General features: G+C 60.8%; 15 protein-coding genes and 1 tRNA gene. 13 read left to right on the forward strand and 3 right to left on the reverse strand.

The features are described from left to right. Positions 1-102: 102 nt before the first annotated feature. The 10 genes from Q1B16_RS05705 to Q1B16_RS05750 all read left to right on the forward strand — a co-directional run bounded on the left by Q1B16_RS05705 (position 103) and on the right by Q1B16_RS05750 (position 10,588). Entirely contained in the window at positions 103-1,302 is a 1,200-nt protein-coding gene (locus Q1B16_RS05705; protein ID WP_299785381.1) for an aminotransferase class V-fold PLP-dependent enzyme, read from the forward strand. Between the two features lie 130 nt (positions 1,303-1,432). Then, positions 1,433-2,848 (forward strand): deoxyribodipyrimidine photo-lyase, encoded by a 1,416-nt coding sequence (locus tag Q1B16_RS05710; protein ID WP_299785383.1) that lies wholly within the window; start codon positions 1,433-1,435, stop codon positions 2,846-2,848. Positions 2,849-3,013: 165 nt separating this feature from the next. After that, the gene (locus Q1B16_RS05715) at positions 3,014-4,222 is read left to right on the forward strand and encodes a cyclopropane-fatty-acyl-phospholipid synthase family protein (RefSeq protein ID WP_299785385.1); all 1,209 of its coding nucleotides are present in this window, start codon (positions 3,014-3,016) and stop codon (positions 4,220-4,222) included. Between the two features lies 1 nt (position 4,223). Beyond that, positions 4,224-4,664: a TrgA family protein gene (locus Q1B16_RS05720; protein ID WP_299785387.1), complete on the forward strand. Its 441-nt coding sequence runs from the start codon at positions 4,224-4,226 to the stop codon at positions 4,662-4,664. Positions 4,665-4,670: 6 nt separating this feature from the next. Continuing rightward, a complete protein-coding gene (locus tag Q1B16_RS05725; protein ID WP_299785389.1) occupies positions 4,671-5,807 on the forward strand; it encodes an NUDIX domain-containing protein in 1,137 nt (378 codons plus the stop codon). A 53-nt stretch (positions 5,808-5,860) separates the two neighbouring features. Further along, the gene (locus Q1B16_RS05730; RefSeq protein WP_299785391.1) at positions 5,861-6,895 is read left to right on the forward strand and encodes a cysteine synthase A; all 1,035 of its coding nucleotides are present in this window, start codon (positions 5,861-5,863) and stop codon (positions 6,893-6,895) included. A gap of 5 nt (positions 6,896-6,900) precedes the next feature. Next, positions 6,901-9,339, forward strand: coding sequence for a DUF3772 domain-containing protein (locus Q1B16_RS05735; RefSeq protein ID WP_299785393.1), 2,439 nt, complete (start codon positions 6,901-6,903; stop codon positions 9,337-9,339). Next, positions 9,336-10,055: an alanyl-tRNA editing protein gene (locus Q1B16_RS05740; protein WP_299785395.1), complete on the forward strand. Its 720-nt coding sequence runs from the start codon at positions 9,336-9,338 to the stop codon at positions 10,053-10,055. The genes Q1B16_RS05735 and Q1B16_RS05740 overlap by 4 nt, the downstream gene beginning before the upstream one ends. Further along, entirely contained in the window at positions 10,055-10,429 is a 375-nt protein-coding gene (locus tag Q1B16_RS05745) for a hypothetical protein (RefSeq protein ID WP_299785397.1), read from the forward strand. Before Q1B16_RS05740 ends, Q1B16_RS05745 begins: the two co-directional genes overlap by 1 nt. Before the next feature lie 69 nt (positions 10,430-10,498). Beyond that, positions 10,499-10,588: transfer RNA gene (locus Q1B16_RS05750), tRNA-Ser, on the forward strand. Between the two features lie 121 nt (positions 10,589-10,709). Here Q1B16_RS05750 and Q1B16_RS05755 read toward each other — a convergent pair. Next, positions 10,710-11,207 carry an MgtC/SapB family protein gene (locus tag Q1B16_RS05755; protein WP_299785399.1) on the reverse strand — a complete coding sequence of 166 codons (498 nt, stop codon included), beginning with the start codon at positions 11,205-11,207 and terminating at the stop codon, positions 10,710-10,712. A 134-nt stretch (positions 11,208-11,341) separates the two neighbouring features. Here Q1B16_RS05755 and Q1B16_RS05760 point away from each other — a divergent pair, with 134 nt between their 5' ends. Next, positions 11,342-12,316, forward strand: a complete 975-nt coding sequence (locus Q1B16_RS05760) for an SDR family oxidoreductase (protein ID WP_299785401.1) — start codon at positions 11,342-11,344, stop codon at positions 12,314-12,316. Here the strand turns inward: Q1B16_RS05760 and Q1B16_RS05765 are convergent. Together Q1B16_RS05765 and Q1B16_RS05770 are read right to left on the reverse strand one after the other, a co-directional pair. Next, positions 12,313-13,890 carry an alpha-amylase family glycosyl hydrolase gene (locus tag Q1B16_RS05765; RefSeq protein ID WP_299785403.1) on the reverse strand — a complete coding sequence of 526 codons (1,578 nt, stop codon included), beginning with the start codon at positions 13,888-13,890 and terminating at the stop codon, positions 12,313-12,315. The two genes, Q1B16_RS05760 and Q1B16_RS05765, sit on opposite strands and share 4 nt — an antisense overlap. Next, positions 13,880-14,734, reverse strand: coding sequence for an SDR family oxidoreductase (locus tag Q1B16_RS05770; RefSeq protein ID WP_299785405.1), 855 nt, complete (start codon positions 14,732-14,734; stop codon positions 13,880-13,882). The genes Q1B16_RS05765 and Q1B16_RS05770 overlap by 11 nt, the downstream gene beginning before the upstream one ends. On the opposite strand from Q1B16_RS05770, the gene Q1B16_RS05775 reads away from it, so the two are divergent. Both Q1B16_RS05775 and Q1B16_RS05780 read left to right on the forward strand, forming a co-directional pair. Continuing rightward, positions 14,733-15,263: a hypothetical protein gene (locus Q1B16_RS05775; RefSeq protein WP_299785407.1), complete on the forward strand. Its 531-nt coding sequence runs from the start codon at positions 14,733-14,735 to the stop codon at positions 15,261-15,263. The genes Q1B16_RS05770 and Q1B16_RS05775 overlap by 2 nt on opposite strands. Continuing rightward, positions 15,223-16,407 carry a PRC-barrel domain-containing protein gene (locus tag Q1B16_RS05780; protein WP_299785409.1) on the forward strand — a complete coding sequence of 395 codons (1,185 nt, stop codon included), beginning with the start codon at positions 15,223-15,225 and terminating at the stop codon, positions 16,405-16,407. The genes Q1B16_RS05775 and Q1B16_RS05780 overlap by 41 nt, the downstream gene beginning before the upstream one ends. Positions 16,408-16,440: the final 33 nt, after the last annotated feature.

Genomic DNA, 16,440 nt, shown 5'->3' on the forward strand with positions numbered 1-16,440 from the left:
TGTGATCTCACCCCGTCCCGGCACGATCCGGGGCGGGGTTTTCTTTTGCGGGCCTTGACCCTGACCGAAAGCCGGGGTCACCTGCGCGCAAGGGAGACCCATATGCTAGATACCGATTTCGTCCGTTCGCAATTCCCGGCCTTCGCCGAACCGTCTTTGGAGGGGCAGGCGTTCTTCGAAAACGCCGGAGGGTCCTATGCCTGCCAACAGGTGATCGACCGCCTGACGCGCTTTTACCGCGAACGTAAGGTTCAGCCGTACGGACCGTACGAGGCGTCCCGTCTGGGCGGCGCGGAAATGGACGAGGCGCGCCGTCGTCTTGCGGCGCTTCTGGGGGTGGAGACAGACGAGCTGAGCTTTGGTCCCTCGACGACGCAGAACACCTACGTGCTGGCGCAGGCGTTCCGGCAGTTCCTGTCCCCCGGCGAGGCGATTGTTGTCACCAACCAGGATCACGAGGCCAATACCGGCCCGTGGCGGCGGCTGGCGGATGAGGGCATCGAGGTTCGGGAGTGGCAGGTCGATCCCGAGACCGGGCATTTGGAGACCGACGATTTGGAGAACCTGCTGGACGAACACGTGCGGCTTGTTTGCTTTCCGCATTGTTCCAACGTGGTGGGCGAGATCAATCCGGTGCTCAAGATCACCGCGCTCTGCCATGCGGCGGGCGCGTTCGTCTGTGTTGATGGGGTGAGCTATGCGCCGCACGGCTTTCCCAATGTCGGCGAGATGGGGCCGGATATCTATCTGTTTTCAAGTTACAAAACCTACGGGCCTCATCAGGGCATCATGGTGATGCGCCGGACTCTTGGGCATCTGCTGCCCAACCAGGGGCATTACTTCAATGCCGATACGCTTTACAAACGCTTCACACCCGCCGGGCCAGACCATGCGCAGATCGCGGCCTGTGCCGGGATGGCCGATTACATGGAGGCGCTTGGCGCGCATCACGGGGTTGGGGCGGGGGGCGCGCATGACCTGATGCGGGACCACGAGGTGCGTCTGCTCCAGCCGCTGCTGGATGCGGTCAAGGACCGCAACTCCGTGCGGCTCATTGGCCCCTCGGAGGCTGGCTTGCGCGCGCCTACGGTTGCACTGGCGCTGAACCGCCCGGCTGCGGATGTGGCGGCGGAGCTTGCGCAACACGGCGTCATGTGCGGTGGCGGCGATTTCTACGCGGTGCGCGCGCTCGAGGCGATGGGGGTGGATATGGACAAGGGCGTGCTGCGTCTGAGCTTCGTGCATTACACCACCGAGGCCGAAGTGACCAAGGCGATCGAGGCATTGGACGCGGTGCTTTAGGGGGCTCTGCCCCCGTCGCGCTTTGCGCGACTCCCCCGAGGTATTTGTAGCCCAAAGAAGGCCGGAGATGCGTTTGACCTTTGGTGTCGCGCGGTTAGGTCGAGACGAAACAGATTTTAAAGGGCAAAGCATGACGTCACCAACTTTGGTATGGATCCGCAGAGATCTCCGTTTGAGCGATCACGCAGCGGTGTCAGCGGCGGTGGAGCGGGGCGGTCCGGTGATCCCGGTTTTCCTGCGGGACGATCTGGTGGACGATCTGGGTGCCGCGCCGAAATGGCGGCTGGGTCTGGGTCTGGATCACTACGCGGCCTCTTTGGAGGACAAAGGCAGCCGCTTGATCCTGCGCTCGGGCGACGCGCGAGCGGTGATCCCGGCGCTTGTGAAAGAGACGGGCGCGGATGCGGTCTATTGGCAACGCGCCTACGACCCGGATGCCGTCGCGCGCGACAAGGACGTGAAAGCCGCACTCAAGGAGATGGAGGTCGAGGCAGAGAGCTTTGCCGGGCACCTGATGTTCGAGCCCTGGACCGTCGAGACCAAGCAAGGCGAGTTCTACAAGGTTTACACACCATTCTGGAAGTCGGTGCGCGACCGATCGGTGTCCGAACCGCTAAGCGCACCGTCCTCCTTACCGGCACCGGAGACCTGGCCCGAGAGCGAAACGCTCGAGGACTGGGCGCTGGGTGTCGCCATGAACCGGGGGGCCGACGTCGTCCGCCCGTTCGTACAGCTTGGAGAGCAAGCCGCTCAGTCCCGGCTTGGGGCGTTTCTGGCATCGAAGGTGGCGGATTATGATCGTACGCGGGACATTCCCGGCATGGACGGCACGTCGAACCTGTCGGAAAACCTGTCTCTGGGAGAGATTAGCCCGGCGCAATGCTGGCACGCAGGTCAACGCGCCAAAGAGGAGGGCAAGGCAGGGGCCGAGACCTTTCTCAAGGAGCTGGTCTGGCGCGAGTTTGCCTATCACCTGATGTGGCACACGCCCCGTATCCTGACCGACAACTGGCGCGAGGAGTGGGAGGCCTTCCCCTGGAACGAGGACGAGCGCAAAGCCGAGGTCAAGGCTTGGAAGCAGGGTCGCACGGGCATCCGGTTCGTCGATGCCGCCATGCGCGAGCTCTATGTCACGGGCCGGATGCACAACCGCGGCCGTATGATCGTGGCAAGCTACCTGACCAAGCACCTCATGTGTCACTGGAAGATCGGGCTGGAGTGGTTCAAGGACTGCCTGATCGACTGGGACCCGGCGTCCAACGCGATGGGCTGGCAATGGTCGGCAGGCTCAGGCCCGGATGCCACGCCCTATTTCCGGGTGTTCAATCCGGTGACGCAGCTCGACAAGTTCGACAAGGACCGGGACTATGTCAGCCGCTGGATCGCCGAGGAGTACGAAAACCCGCACAAGGACGCGCTTGCCTATTTCGAGGCGATCCCGCGCCAGTGGAAGATGTCGGCAAACGATCCCTATCCCGATCCGATCGTGCCACCGGACGAGGGGCGCAAGCGGGCCTTGTCGGCTTACGAGAACAGGTCGTTTTGACGGGACCGTTGTTTTTGCCGCAACGATCCGGCAAAATGAACGAAATCCGCACCTTAGTGACCGGCGCGTCTTGCCTTTGACGGGCCGACGCTACCTTGGGTTAACACTTGCCCGCCCGAGGGGGCTGTGGCTAGTGTCCAGAGACGTAGACAGCGGAAGACCTGCATGATCCTGACAACGACCGAAAACCAACCCAATCTGCCGCGCTATTTCGCTCAGGTCTTCGCGATGGCGGACCGGCTACGGAAGGGAAGGGTGGACTTCATCCTTCCGGACGGGCGCCATTTCCGGGCCGAGGGCGCGGAACCGGGGGCGGTTGCCGAGGTGCATGTGCACAACACCGATCTTTTCGCGCGCCTGATCCGCGACGGCGATCTTGGCTTCAGCGACGCCTATCTCGAAGGCTGGTGGAGCACGCCGGATTTGCAGGCGTTCATGGATTTCGTGCACGGCGAAAACAACGATGTCTATGACAGCTTCCCGGGGATGAAATTTGTCCGCTGGTACGAACAGTTGCGGTTCTGGATGCAGTCCAATTCCAAGCGACAAGCGAAAAAGAACATCAGCTACCACTACGATCTGGGCAACGATTTCTACAGCCTCTGGCTCGACGACACGATGACCTATTCCTCGGCCCTCTTTGAAACCGGACAGGAAAGCACCGAGAAGGCGCAGATCGCAAAATACAAAAGCATGGTCGACCAGATGGGCGCTGAACCGGGCGATCACGTGCTGGAAATCGGCTGTGGCTGGGGCGGGTTTGCCGAATACGCCGCCAAGGAACGTGGCCTCAAAGTCACTGGACTGACGATCAGCCAGGAGCAATACAACTACGCTGTGGACCGGATCGAGAAGGCAGGTTTGTCGGACCGTGTGACCTTCAAGCTTCAGGATTATCGTGACGAAACCGGGCAATATGACGGGATCGCCTCTATCGAAATGTTCGAAGCCGTGGGTCAGAAGTACTGGCCGACATATTTCAATTCCGTTCGGAATTGCCTCAAACCCGGCAAGAACGCGACTTTGCAAATCATCACGGTCGAAGAGTCGCGTTGGGAAATCTACAATCGGGGCGTTGATTTCATTCAGAAATATATCTTCCCAGGTGGAATGCTTCCCAGCCCGGGCGTGTTGCGCAAGGAAATCGAGGCGGCGGGCCTCAACGTGGCCAAGTCGATCGAATTCGGCGAAAGCTATAGCCAGACGCTGCGCCGATGGCACGAAACCTTCAACGAAAAATGGGACCAGGTCGCCAACCTGGGTTTCGATGAGAGATTCCGAAGAATGTGGAATTTCTATCTCACCTCTTGCGCGGCGACTTTTCATAGCGGAAACTGCGATGTAACGCAGATTACCATTACGAGACCAAGCTGACATGCCCACCGCCGCCAAAGCCGTCGCCGCCCTGTGTTTGGCCGCGTTGGGGTATTTGGCGTCGGAACTGGTGAAAACGCTTCTCCCGGAAATCAACAACTTCGGCCGCTTTTCCGAATTCAATGCGCTTGTTGGAGCGGTGGTGGGCTGGTTCGTCGTGGGCACACGCGCGGGACGGGGGACCAAGGATGCCATCGCGAACGGGCTGACAGGGGTGGCGGCCCTGATTTTCTGGGCCGTGTTTTTCCATGCCAGCTACGAGATGATTCAACTTGCCCTGAAGCGCCGGTTCGACGGCCCGGTCGAAGCATTCTCCGCGATTTTCGAGATCGGGATCGAATACGGTGCTCTACTGATGAACCCGATGATGATCGCGACTTTTCTCATCGGGGCGCTGCTGACCGGATACTTCGCGGAATACGCCGCGCGGCAGTGGAAATAAGCTGGTTTGTCCACGCTTTTCTTTTATGGAACCCTGTGCCACGTGCCGCTTCTGGAAGCGGTTCTCGGTGTGCCGTCCGGAGCTTTGTCTCAACGGCTGCAGACGGCGGTCTTGCCGGACCACCGGGTGTCCTGGGTAAAGGACGAGGCCTATCCCATGATCGAAAGAGCCCCCGGCCACGATGCGCAGGGCGTGGTGCTCTTGGGTGTGACCGAGGATGAGGAAAGCCGTCTAAGCTATTACGAAGGCGCGTTTTCCTATCATTTGAGCGAGGTCGGCGTTCGAACGACCGACGGAACTCTTCGTGCCGTGTGTTTCTATCCGATGTCGCAGGATCAAACGCGCGGCGCGCCGTGGGTTTTGGAGGACTGGGTGCGTGGCTGGGGCGAAATGGTCGTTGGGGCGGCGCGGGACGTGATGGCGCGGCGCGCTCGCTACGATGCCGAGACAGCCGGGGCGCTGCGTCCCTTTCTGACGGCGCGGCATTGGTCGCGAATTCTTGCGCGGCGCGGGGCCGGGCCGACGACCCTACGTCATGCGCCGAAGGATGGCGACGTCACGATCCATAAGCGCCACGAAGGCTATCGCGGTTTTTTCGAGCTAGCGGATTTCGATTTCGACCACAGCCGGTTCGACGGCACCCGAAGCCCGACTGTCAGGCGCGAAGCGTTTCTGGCGTTCGACGCGGCGCTTGTGCTGCCCTACGACCCCAAGACCGATCAAATCTTGCTGATCGAACAGCTTAGGTTCGGGCCGATGTGGCGCGGCGATCCGAACCCGTGGGTGTTCGAGCCGATCGCCGGTCTGGTCGATCCCGGAGAAGACCCCGCCGACACGGCACGACGCGAGGCGATGGAGGAGTCCGGCGTGACGCTTGGATCGCTTGAGCCGATGGTTCAGGTCTACGCATCGCCGGGATATTCGACAGAATTTTTTCATTGCTTCCTGTCAGTTACCGACCTTTCTGAATTCACTGCGTCAGCAAATGGCTTGGTATCCGAACACGAGGATATCCGAAGCCACGTTCTGTCTTTCGATGACGCCATGGCGCTGGTTCACTCCGGTGAGATCAACGCGGGGCCGCTGATCATGATGCTCTTTTGGCTGGCGGCAGAACGCGGACGGCTGCGTGCCTCGGCTTGAGTTCCCGTGGCTCCGGGCCTACACCCGAGGGGAACATATCTGACGGGGGCACCATGCGTTTCGCGGGCGATTTGGCCGAGGCGGTCGGCAACACACCATTGATCAAGCTGCGCAAGGCGAGCGAGCTGACCGGATGCACCATTCTGGGCAAGGCCGAGTTCCTCAATCCCGGCCAATCCGTAAAGGACCGCGCGGCGCTGTTCATCATCAGGGACGCGATGGACAAGGGCTTGCTCAAGCCCGGTGGCACGATTGTAGAAGGCACGGCCGGCAACACCGGGATCGGGCTTGCGCTGGTCGGTGCGTCGATGGGCTTCAAGACGGTGATCGTCATTCCCGAGACGCAAAGCGAGGAAAAGAAGGACATGCTGCGCCTTGCCGGTGCACAGCTCGTCGAAGTGCCCGCGGCGCCCTATAAGAACCCGAATAACTACGTGCGCTATTCCGGTCGCCTTGCCGAAGAAATGGCGCGCCGCAGCAACGAGGGTGTCATCTGGGCCAACCAGTTCGACAACGTCGCGAACCGTCAGGCGCATATTGAAACCACGGGGCCGGAAATCTGGGACCAGACCGACGGCAAGGTCGACGGGTTCATCTGCGCCGTGGGGTCCGGCGGAACGCTCGCCGGGGTGGCCGAAGTGCTCCAACCCAAGGGCGTCAAGATCGGCCTGGCCGATCCCATGGGGGCAGCGCTCTATTCCTACTACACCACCGGTGAGTTCAAATCCGAAGGCGGGTCGATCACCGAAGGCATCGGGCAGGGGCGGGTGACGGCCAATCTCGAAGGGTTCAAACCCGACATGGCCTATCAGATCCCCGATGAAGAGGCGCTTCCCATCGTGTTCGACCTGTTAGCAGAAGAAGGCCTTTGCCTTGGCGGGTCGTCCGGGATCAACATCGCGGGCGCCATGCGGCTGGCAAAAGACCTTGGGCCGGGGCACACCATCGTCACGATTCTGTGCGACTATGGCACGCGCTATCAGTCCAAGCTTTTCAACCCCGCGTTCCTGCGCGAGAAAAACCTGCCTGTCCCGGCATGGATGGACGCAGAACCCCAAGACATTCCCACGGTATTCGAGGACGTATGACCCGGATGGTCGCAGCGCTCCGGGCGGCAACGTTTCTTGTACTTTTCGCCGCCGCATCCGTCTCGGCTCAAATCGAAGGGATCAGCTACGACGCCTGGACCGAAGTCGCGGAACGCGCCGAAACCGCCGTGGCCTCGGGCGATGTTTCGACCGACACGCTGGAAGACGTCCGATCCGAGGTTGCCGCCTTCCGCGACCGTTTGCTGGCGCAGCAGAACGCGGGCGATCCGCGCCTGTCGACGTTGCAGTCCCAACTCAATGCGCTTGGGACGCCACCGGAGGATGGATCCGAGGCGGAAGAAATCGCGCAGAGGCGGCAAGAGCTCCAGCGACAGATCAATGAACTGCAAGCGCCCCTGCTACGTGCCGAGGAAGCCTATAATCGCGCCGATGGTCTGATCGCTGAAATCGACGAACTCATCCGCAGCCGTCAAACAGAACAGCTTTTGCGCCGCGGGACAGAGCCGCTGGACCCACGCCTTTGGGGGCCTGCGATCAAAAGCCTGTTCCAGCCGTTACAGGCCATCGTGCAAGACGCGATCACGAACTGGAATTCGCCGACGCGCCGTCAGGCGATGACCGACCAATTGCCGGTGATCCTGTTGCTCCTGGTCTTCTCGGCGCTGTTCCAGTTCCGTGCGCCCAAAGTTGTCGACAGGCTTGGCCGGTGGCTGCGCAACAAGACGCGGCGCGGCACCGGCGTCTGGAGCGCGATCCTGTCCATCCTGCGGATCATGCTGCCGGTCATCGGACTTGTTCTGCTGGTTCAGGCCATCGCCATCTCGGGCATGATCGGTGAACGCGGGGTCGAGGTGATCTACGTTTTGCCCGTCATGCTTTTGGTGGTGCTGGTCGCGCGCTGGCTGGCTGCCGAAACATTTTCGCCGGATGATGACACCAACACCATTGCGCTCTCGCACAAGAGGCGCACCGAAGCCCGGTACTACGTCAATTCGCTGTCCTGGCTGCTCGCGCTCAATACTCTGGTGGCCTACCTGTTCGAGATCGGGGAGTGGAGCATCGAAACCCAGTCTGTGCTGGGGTTCATCATTCATCTTTTCTGCGGACTGATCCTGTTCCGGTTGGGGCAGATCCTGCGCAAGACCGGACCGCAAGAGGTCTCTCTTGAACCGGGTGAAGACGAAACTGCGTATCTGAGCTTTCCTTCGCGGCTGGCGCGCCTTGCCGGGCAGGCCGCGATGGTTGTCGGTGTCGTGGGACCGGTCCTGTCCGCTGTCGGCTATTATAACATCGCCGAATTCCTGATCTTCCCGACCATCCTCACGCTCGGTCTCTTCGCCTTCCTGCTCATTTGTCAGCGTTTCACCCGCGACGCTTATCACCTCGTGACCGGCAACGAGCTTGACGAAAACCAAAGCCTGCTGCCGGTGATCTCCGGCAGTGTCCTGACCCTTGCTGCCTTCCCGATCCTCGCGCTTATCTGGGGCGCGCGGGTGGCGGATCTGACCGAGCTTTGGGCACGGTTCCAGGCCGGTTTTTCGTTCGGCGACACGCGCATCTCTCCGACGGATTTCCTGACCTTCGCCATTGTCTTCGTGATCGGATACGTGCTGACCCGGCTTTTGCAGGGCGGATTGAGGGGCTCTGTCCTGCCTAAGACCCGGCTCGACAAGGGGGGACAGACGGCGATCGTCTCGGGCATCGGGTATCTGGGGATATTCCTGTCCGTCATCATCGCGATCACTGCCGCCGGGATCGACCTGACCGCACTTGCCTTCGTCGCCGGTGCGCTGTCGGTCGGGATCGGTTTCGGCCTGCAAAACATCGTGCAGAACTTCGTCTCCGGGATCATCCTGCTGATCGAACGCCCGATCTCGGAAGGGGACTGGATCGAGGTCAACGGTCAGCACGGCACGGTGCGCGACATCTCCGTCCGCTCGACCCGGATCGAGACCTTCGACAGGACCGAGGTGATCGTCCCAAACGCCGATCTCGTCTCCAACTCCGTCACCAACTACACCCGCGGCAATACGCTCGGGCGTCTGACGGTGGATGTCGGCGTGGCTTACGGCACCGACACCCGCAAGGTCGAGGACGTGCTCTACAAGATCGCCCGCAACCACGAGATGGTTCTGATGAATCCCGAGCCGTTCGTGCATTTCAAAGGCTTCGGCGCGGACTCTCTTGATTTCGACGTGCGCATGATCCTGCGCGACGTCACCAAGATCCTCGTCGTGCGCACCGAGATCAATCACCAGATCACCGAGGCCTTCAAACGGGAAGGAATCGAGATTCCCTTCGCGCAGCGCGATGTCTGGCTGCGCAATCCCGAAGCCTTGCCCGGCGCTCGACCGGAACGCGAGTCACCGCCTGCGACGTCTGACAGCGCGTCTGATGATCAAACGTCGTCGGATCGCGAACGCGCGTCCGACACCGAACGTCCATCCGAGCCTCCCTCAGAGGCAGAGGAGCCACAGCCATGACCGACCCCCTCTATCGCTCCGATCCTTACATGCGTGAAAGCACCGCCCGTGTTATGGGCCACACCGACGAAGGTGGGGTCATCCTGACAGACGCGCTGTTTTACCCCACAGGCGGTGGTCAACCCGGCGACAGCGGCTGGATCGATTGGGACGGCACCACGCTTGTGATCGCCACGACGGTCAAAGGCCCTGACGGACAAAGCATCCTTGTCCCGTCCGAACCGACACGTCTGCCGCCCGTCGGCGCGCATGTCGTCCAGCGCCTCGATTGGGAACGCCGGCACAAGCACATGCGCGTCCACACCGCGCTGCATCTTCTGTCGGTGGTCATCCCGTTGCCTGTCACCGGTGGGTCGATCGGGGCAGGGCGCGGACGGCTCGATTTCATGATGCCCGAACCGCCCGAAGACCGCGACGCGCTCGAAGACGAATTGAACCGCCTGATCGATTGCGACCTCGTGGTCGGCGAAAGCTGGATCACCGATGACGAGCTTGAGGCGAACCCGTCGCTGGTCAAGACAATGTCGGTGCAACCGCCGCGCGGCAGCGGCAGGGTGCGCCTAGTGAGGATCGGAGAGGGCGCCGATCAGGTCGATCTGCAACCCTGCGGCGGCACGCATGTCGCCCGCACCGGCGAAATCGGCCGCGTCGTGTTCGGCAAGATCGAGAACAAGGGGAAACAGAACCGTCGCGTCAACATTGCGCTGGACGAGTGATGCATCGCGGCTTGCTTCTGGCCACCGGGGTCTTCGTGCTGCTGATCGGTGCCGTGCTTCTGGTCGCGCCGCAGGCCTACTTTCAGCTTTACGCCACCGACTATGTGTCCGGCATGGATTTCCCCGCCCGCAGATTCTCACCGGCGGTGCTGGCCTTGGGCGCCGTGCTCATTCTCGCGCGGTCCTTGCAGCCCGGGCCGTTTCTGGCCAACCTTTGCCTGATCTGTGCCCTCGCGTTCCTGGGTGTTGCTGGCACCGGTTTTCTGGCGTGGTCGCAGGGCATCGCCCGCCCGTCCATCCTCGGCGCCGCCGCGATTGAGGTCGTCATCGCAGCGCACTTTCTGTGGGTCTGGCACCGGATGCGCGCGCGCTGATACTTTGTTGTACAATATCTGAACAAACGCCCTTGCATCCCCCCAAGGGTTTCTTCTAAACACCGCCTCGGACAGGTGGCCGAGTGGTCGAAGGCGCGCGCCTGGAAAGTGCGTAGGCGGGAGACCGTCTCGAGGGTTCGAATCCCTTCCTGTCCGCCACTTCCGTACAGCAAACCCGAGAGCAGGTGCCTTGCGCGGTTTTTCAGACCGATCGCCAAAGCAAATTCTGCCGAACGAAAGTTAATTTCTGGCCGACGGATTTGCCCGGCAATGATCCGGTCTACGGTTCCTTCGCCTCGTCGTCATCGTCATGGGCGATGCCTTCGGCAACCTTGATGCCGCGGATGATGATCAAGGCGAGGATGGTGGCCACCACCGCCATCAACCACATTCCGAAACCGGCGCTTAGACCCACACCGGCGGCCAGCCAAAGGCTTGTCCCGGTGGTCAGACCGCGCACCTTGCCTTGCGAGAATACAATCATTCCGGCAGCCAGAAACGCCACGCCACTCGTTACGGCTTCTACCAGACGCAACGGGTCCATTGACACACGGTCCGCTGCGTGGGCGCTGTCATTGAGAACTTCGAGCATAATCAGGCAATACAGCGCCGCCGCCAATCCGACGAGCATGTGGGTCCGCAATCCGGCGGCCCGCCGACGGGTCTCGCGCTCAAGGCCGATCAGACCGCAAAAGAACACGGCTCCCAGAAGTCGCGTGGCGATCACTTGCCACGGGATGGACGTCTGGGCCGAGAGGTCATTCAAGATTTGTTCCATGAGTGCGTTTACCAGCAGGCTTTTGACGATTAACCCCGTGCGATGGCCACGGTTCCGGTCACTGTCTCAAGGAACACTGGCAAGCCTTCTTGCGTTGAGAAGCGAAACTTGCATGACCTAAAGGAGTGAGAGCCGTGACGGAACGTGTTGCCGTGGTTGCCGGGGGATCCGCCGGTGTCGGTCGGGCCGTCGTCTCGTGTCTGATCGACGATGGATACAGTGTCGGCGTTCTGGCGCGTGGTCAGGAGCGGCTTTCCGAGTTGGAAAAGATCTATGGCGAGAAGGTGCTCGCGCTCACCTGCGATGTCGCCGACGCCGAAGCAGTGGCCCGTGCCGGGGCCACCATAGAAGACACGCTCGGGCCCGTCTCCGTCTGGGTCAATGCCGCCATGATGACGAGCTTTTCGCCGTTTCCGAAGATGCAAGCTGACGAATTCCAGCGGATCGTCAACACGACGCTCATAGGCGTCGTCAATGGCACCCGAACGGCACTCGCCCTGATGGAAAAGCGCAATCGGGGGCGGATCGTGAACGTGGGCTCAGGCCTCGGATACCGGTCGGTGCCCTATCAGTCGGCATATTGCGCCTCGAAACACGGAATCAACGGTTTCACGGCCTCGATCCGCTCTGAGTTGATCCGCGAGGGAACAGCGATCACCATCAGCGTTGTCCAATTGCCGGCGATAAACACGCCTCAATTCGATTGGGCGCTCAACAGGCTGTCGAAAAAACCGCAACCCGCGCCGCCGATCTTTCAGCCGGATGTGGCCGCGCAAGCGATCATGCGGGCCGTTTCGGAAGGCGCGCGCGAATATTTCGTCGGCAAATCGGTTCTCGAACTCGTTTTTGGCAACATGGTGTTGCCGTCTTGGCTTGATCGCAAATTGGCCGACAGCGGAGCGGAGATGCAGAAATCGGACGATGATGACCCGGGTGGCCGCCCCAACAATCTGTCCTCTCCGGTGAGCCATATCAGCGCGACGGCGCACGGCCGCTTCGGCAAGGACGCCAAGGAGAGCGCGCTGATCGTGAACGCCGACCGCGCGCGCGTTGCTGCCTTTGCTATACCACCTCTGGCGGCGCTCTTGATCGGTCTGCTGATCGGCTAGGTGCACTTTGACCAGACCGCGCTGCGCGGTGCGATTTGGTCGGACGCGGTTTGTTCCGCGCTGCTTAAGATTGGCGAAAAGGCAGGCACATCCTGCGGTGTATCGGACAGGTTTACAACAAGACTGATGGCCTCCGACGCGCCGATAATCTGCGCATCAAAGTGATCGTCCCGCGAGATGTGGGTTTCTATAGTGCCATCCGCCAACCCAAGCCTGCGTCGCAGCGACAGGGCCGTTTGGTAGAACCGCAGGACCGAGCCGTCGTCTGCCCATTGCTGAGCGGCCGCACCATTCGGTGGACACGTGATCGGCAACCACGGTGTGCTTTTGGAAAACCCGAAATTCGGTTTTGCGCTATCCCACGCCATCGGGGTTCGTGCCCCATCGCGGCCGGGTGGATCGGGCCAGTAGCTTTTGTCGAATGGATCGTGCAACGCCTCAAACGGGAGGTCCGGCTGCACCATCCCCAGTTCCTCGCCCTGATAGAGAAGCACCGGACCGGGCAATGCCAAGATTATCGCGGCGAAGAGCCGGGCGTCCCGCGCGCTGCCATCGCCGAAGCGGCTGACGTGACGCGGTTGGTCATGCGAGGACAGCCACCACGCCAACTCACAAGGCGTCCCCAGCCGCTCCAGAACGTCCGCCAGCACTGTCCCGGTCATACCGCGTTCCTGAAAGTCGATCACGTAGCCCGCATCGAGGCGGTTCGCGCCAGTGAAGCGCCGCAGAATCTCGACCGAACGCGGCCCCTCGTTGACCTCGCCGATGAGGTACGTGTCAGGCCCCGCCCAGTCGCGAATGTCGCGGCTGAACGCAGCGCAATTGTCCGGCAGCATGTCGTAGTCGTGGCGCTGCATGGTATAGGGATTGCTTGCCGGTCCGGGGATGCGGGCCTGTGCCGTGTCAGCGGGGGGATTGTCACGAAATTCCGGGTCGAAATAGAAACTGGTCACGGCATCGTAACGAAAACCGTCGACGCCGCGCGCACGCCAGAACTCGGTGACTTTGCGCAATGCGGCATGAACCTGCGGATTGCGATGGTTCAGGCAAGGCTGACAAGGCAGAAACTGGTGCAGGCAATACTGGCGCCGCTGCGGATGCCATTTCCACGCCGCCTGTCCGAAAAACGCGATCCAGTTGGACGGCGCGCTGCCGTCGGGCCGGGGGTCGGCCCAGACGTACATATCTTCGTACCCCGGCTCTCGTGCGCGCGACTTGAGGAACCAGGGGTGGCGATCAGAGGTGTGATTGAACACCTGGTCGATCATCACCCGCAGGTTCAAGGCATGAGCGCGCTCCACGAGCGCGTCGAAATCATCCAAAGTGCCGAAACGCGGATCGACCCGGCTTTGATCTGCCACATCATAGCCGCCGTCGCACATCGGTGAGACGAAGAAAGGCGATAGCCAGAGGCCGTCCACGCCCAGGCACGCGATGTGATCCAGGCGAGCGATGACGCCGCGCAAATCACCCTCGCCCGTTCCGGTGCTGTCCTGAAACGAGCGGGGGTAGACCTGATAGATCACCGGGTTTGCCGGCCAAAGACCGCGTTTCGGTCGGGGTTCAGCTTCCAACGATCATCCCACCGTTCGGATGCAGGGTCTGTCCGGTGAAATAATTGCCGTCGTCGCTTGCCAGGAAAAGATAGGATGTCGCCACCTCCCAAGGCTGACCGGCGCGCCCCATCGGGACCTGCGTGCCGAAATCCTCGACCATGTCCGCAGGCATCGTACCGGGAATGAACGGCGTCCAGATCGGGCCGGGTGCCACACAATTCACGCGGATGCCGGCTTCGACGAGCTGCGCGGCGACAGAGCGCGAAAACGCGGTGATTGCTCCGCGTGTGGCGGAGTAGTCCACCAACGCTGCATTGCCCTTGAACGCGTTGACGCTGGCAGTGTTGACGATCGCGCCGCCCTTGGGGATGTGGTCGAGCGCGGCCTGCGTGCAAAAGAAATAGCCCATGACATTGCTGTCGAATGTACGGCGCAAATGGTCTTCGGTGATATCGCGCAGGTCTGTTTCCATGTATTGCTGGGCCGCGTTGTTCACCAGAATGTCCAGACCACCCAGCTTGTCGACCAGGGCCTCGACGGCTGCAAACGCTTCGTCCCGCTTGCCGATATCGGCTTTCCTGGCAAAAGCGATGCCGCCCTCGTTCTCGATGGCGGCACAGGTGTCTTGGGCATCTTTGTCTTCTTCAAGATAAATGAGTCCGACCTTCGCCCCCTCGCGTGCGAAGAGCACCGCGACTGCGCGACCGATGCCGCTGTCGCCGCCGGTAATGATAGCGCATTTGTCCTTCAATTTGCCCGTCCCAGGATGGCGCGGCTGCCAATCGGGCGCCGGATCCATCTTGTGCTCGTCCGCGGGCATGCTGTCCTGTTCTTGCGGTGGAATTTTCTTGGTTTCGGTCATGACGATCTCCTTGTCGCTGAGCCTTTGTGTCTCAACCGTCACCGAGATTTCGGGTTCCATGCGCTGCTGGAAAGATGCCGAGATGGGCGGGACGACGAACCTTGCAGCGCCGGTAACCGGGCGTCGTTGTCCGATGAGCGAAGCAGACGCCTGCAAACCCAAAGTCGATAAAGCGTGGTGGCCAAGAGACGGCCGCCGCACGCGCGAGGACAAGAAAAGGCGTTTCGATGCTCCGATTTTCGCGGTTTTTCCCGGATCTTGGAACAGTCGCTGCTGCACGATGGTTGGTAAAACAATCGTCGTGATGAAAGCGGCGATCCCACGTGATGAAAGAAAGAAAGGATTGCGTAATGAAACGGCTTCTTACTACCACAGCCCTTGTTGCCATGACGTCAATGCCTCTTGCTGCGGAACAGCACAGCACCTCTGCAACAAGTGGGAACTCCTCCGTTCAGGTTGGCGAACAAGAGGTTCGCGTCTCCAATCTGATGGACGCAACAGTTTATATGCCACAGGACGTAAGCTCTGATGTGGCCGACGTGCAGATCACCGATGGCGCACCCGAAGACTGGACCGAGATCGGGTCCATCAGCGACGTTTTCGTCGACCAGTCGGGTCAGGTCTCGACAGTGGTTCTGTCACCGAATGACAGCGCCGGTACCGATGCAAATGCGCTTGGCCTCATGATGGACAGCGTGACCGTCAAGACCAGCGAGAATGGGGATCAGATTTTCGTCGTCTACACCGGCGACAAGGTCAGCCTCGAACAAGGTGAAGAGTTCGATCAGGCTCAGGCCGAAGAAGATGGCATGATGTCGGCGAACGATCGGCAGGATGGACAAATGGCGGCATCCGAGTCTGGCACCATGCAGAATGACGCAAATGCCGACAGCAGCCAGATGGCAGATGCGCAGAACGCTGAGATGGAAAGCAACGGTCTGACCATTCGTGCCGCGGAATTGAACGGATATCCGGTTTATGTGCCGGGCGAAGGATCAACCGGTGACGAAATTCCCATGGAAGTGACCGGTGTCGACGATGCGTGGGAGCGTGTTGGCGAAATCGGTAGCGTGGTTCTGTCGCGCGACGGCGAGATCAAATCGGTCACGCTGGATGCCGGCGGTTTCCTCGGCATGGGGGAAAAGGAAGTCGAAACCACGATGGAAGAACTGCGCTTCGTTCGTGACAGCGACGATGACGGCGAATACTTCATCGTATTCACCGGTGACCGCAGCGCACTTGAAGAGCGCGAAGAGTACGACGAAGCAACGTCACGCGAACAGGGCGAACAGCGTCTGACCAACGAGGATATCGCTCGGAGCACGCGGGCGAATGCGCAGGAAACCGGTGAGACGGTCGCCTCGGGCAGCGACAGCGGTGGCGAAGCAGAAACCGAAATCCTCGCAGCCGAGGAACTTGACGGTGCCCCCGTGTACGACTCCACCGGCGAAGAGATCGGTAATATTTCCGAACTTGTCGTCAACGATTCCGGTGAGATCTCGGAAGTCGTGATCGATGTGGGTGGTTTTCTGGGGCTTGGCGAAAAGCCCGTTGCCATTTCCTACACGGACCTGATGATCGACAAATCCGTCGATACGGCATTTGGAGATGTGCGCGTCAGCGTAAATCATTCCCGTGACGAACTGGAAAGTATGGAGCGCTGGACTCAGTAACGGCACTTCCGAAATTTCTTGACCACGAAGGGG

The sequence above is a fragment of the uncultured Marivita sp. genome (assembly GCF_947488135.1).
Taxonomy (GTDB): domain Bacteria; phylum Pseudomonadota; class Alphaproteobacteria; order Rhodobacterales; family Rhodobacteraceae; genus Marivita.

Bases quoted from the DNA above. Each gene is read 5' to 3' on its own strand.
- Q1B16_RS05710 (WP_299785383.1), top strand. From the start codon at position 1,433: ATGACGTCACCAACTTTGGTATGGATCCGCAGAGATCTCCGTTTGAGC.
- Q1B16_RS05740 (WP_299785395.1), top strand. From the start codon at position 9,336: ATGACCGACCCCCTCTATCGCTCCGATCCTTACATGCGTGAAAGCACC.
- Q1B16_RS05715 (WP_299785385.1), top strand. From the start codon at position 3,014: ATGATCCTGACAACGACCGAAAACCAACCCAATCTGCCGCGCTATTTC.
- Q1B16_RS05755 (WP_299785399.1), bottom strand. From the start codon at position 11,207: ATGGAACAAATCTTGAATGACCTCTCGGCCCAGACGTCCATCCCGTGG.
- Q1B16_RS05770 (WP_299785405.1), bottom strand. From the start codon at position 14,734: ATGACCGAAACCAAGAAAATTCCACCGCAAGAACAGGACAGCATGCCC.
- Q1B16_RS05720 (WP_299785387.1), top strand. From the start codon at position 4,224: ATGCCCACCGCCGCCAAAGCCGTCGCCGCCCTGTGTTTGGCCGCGTTG.
- Q1B16_RS05705 (WP_299785381.1), top strand. From the start codon at position 103: ATGCTAGATACCGATTTCGTCCGTTCGCAATTCCCGGCCTTCGCCGAA.
- Q1B16_RS05745 (WP_299785397.1), top strand. From the start codon at position 10,055: ATGCATCGCGGCTTGCTTCTGGCCACCGGGGTCTTCGTGCTGCTGATC.
- Q1B16_RS05775 (WP_299785407.1), top strand. From the start codon at position 14,733: ATGACGATCTCCTTGTCGCTGAGCCTTTGTGTCTCAACCGTCACCGAG.
- Q1B16_RS05735 (WP_299785393.1), top strand. From the start codon at position 6,901: ATGGTCGCAGCGCTCCGGGCGGCAACGTTTCTTGTACTTTTCGCCGCC.
- Q1B16_RS05780 (WP_299785409.1), top strand. From the start codon at position 15,223: ATGGACGCAACAGTTTATATGCCACAGGACGTAAGCTCTGATGTGGCC.
- Q1B16_RS05730 (WP_299785391.1), top strand. From the start codon at position 5,861: ATGCGTTTCGCGGGCGATTTGGCCGAGGCGGTCGGCAACACACCATTG.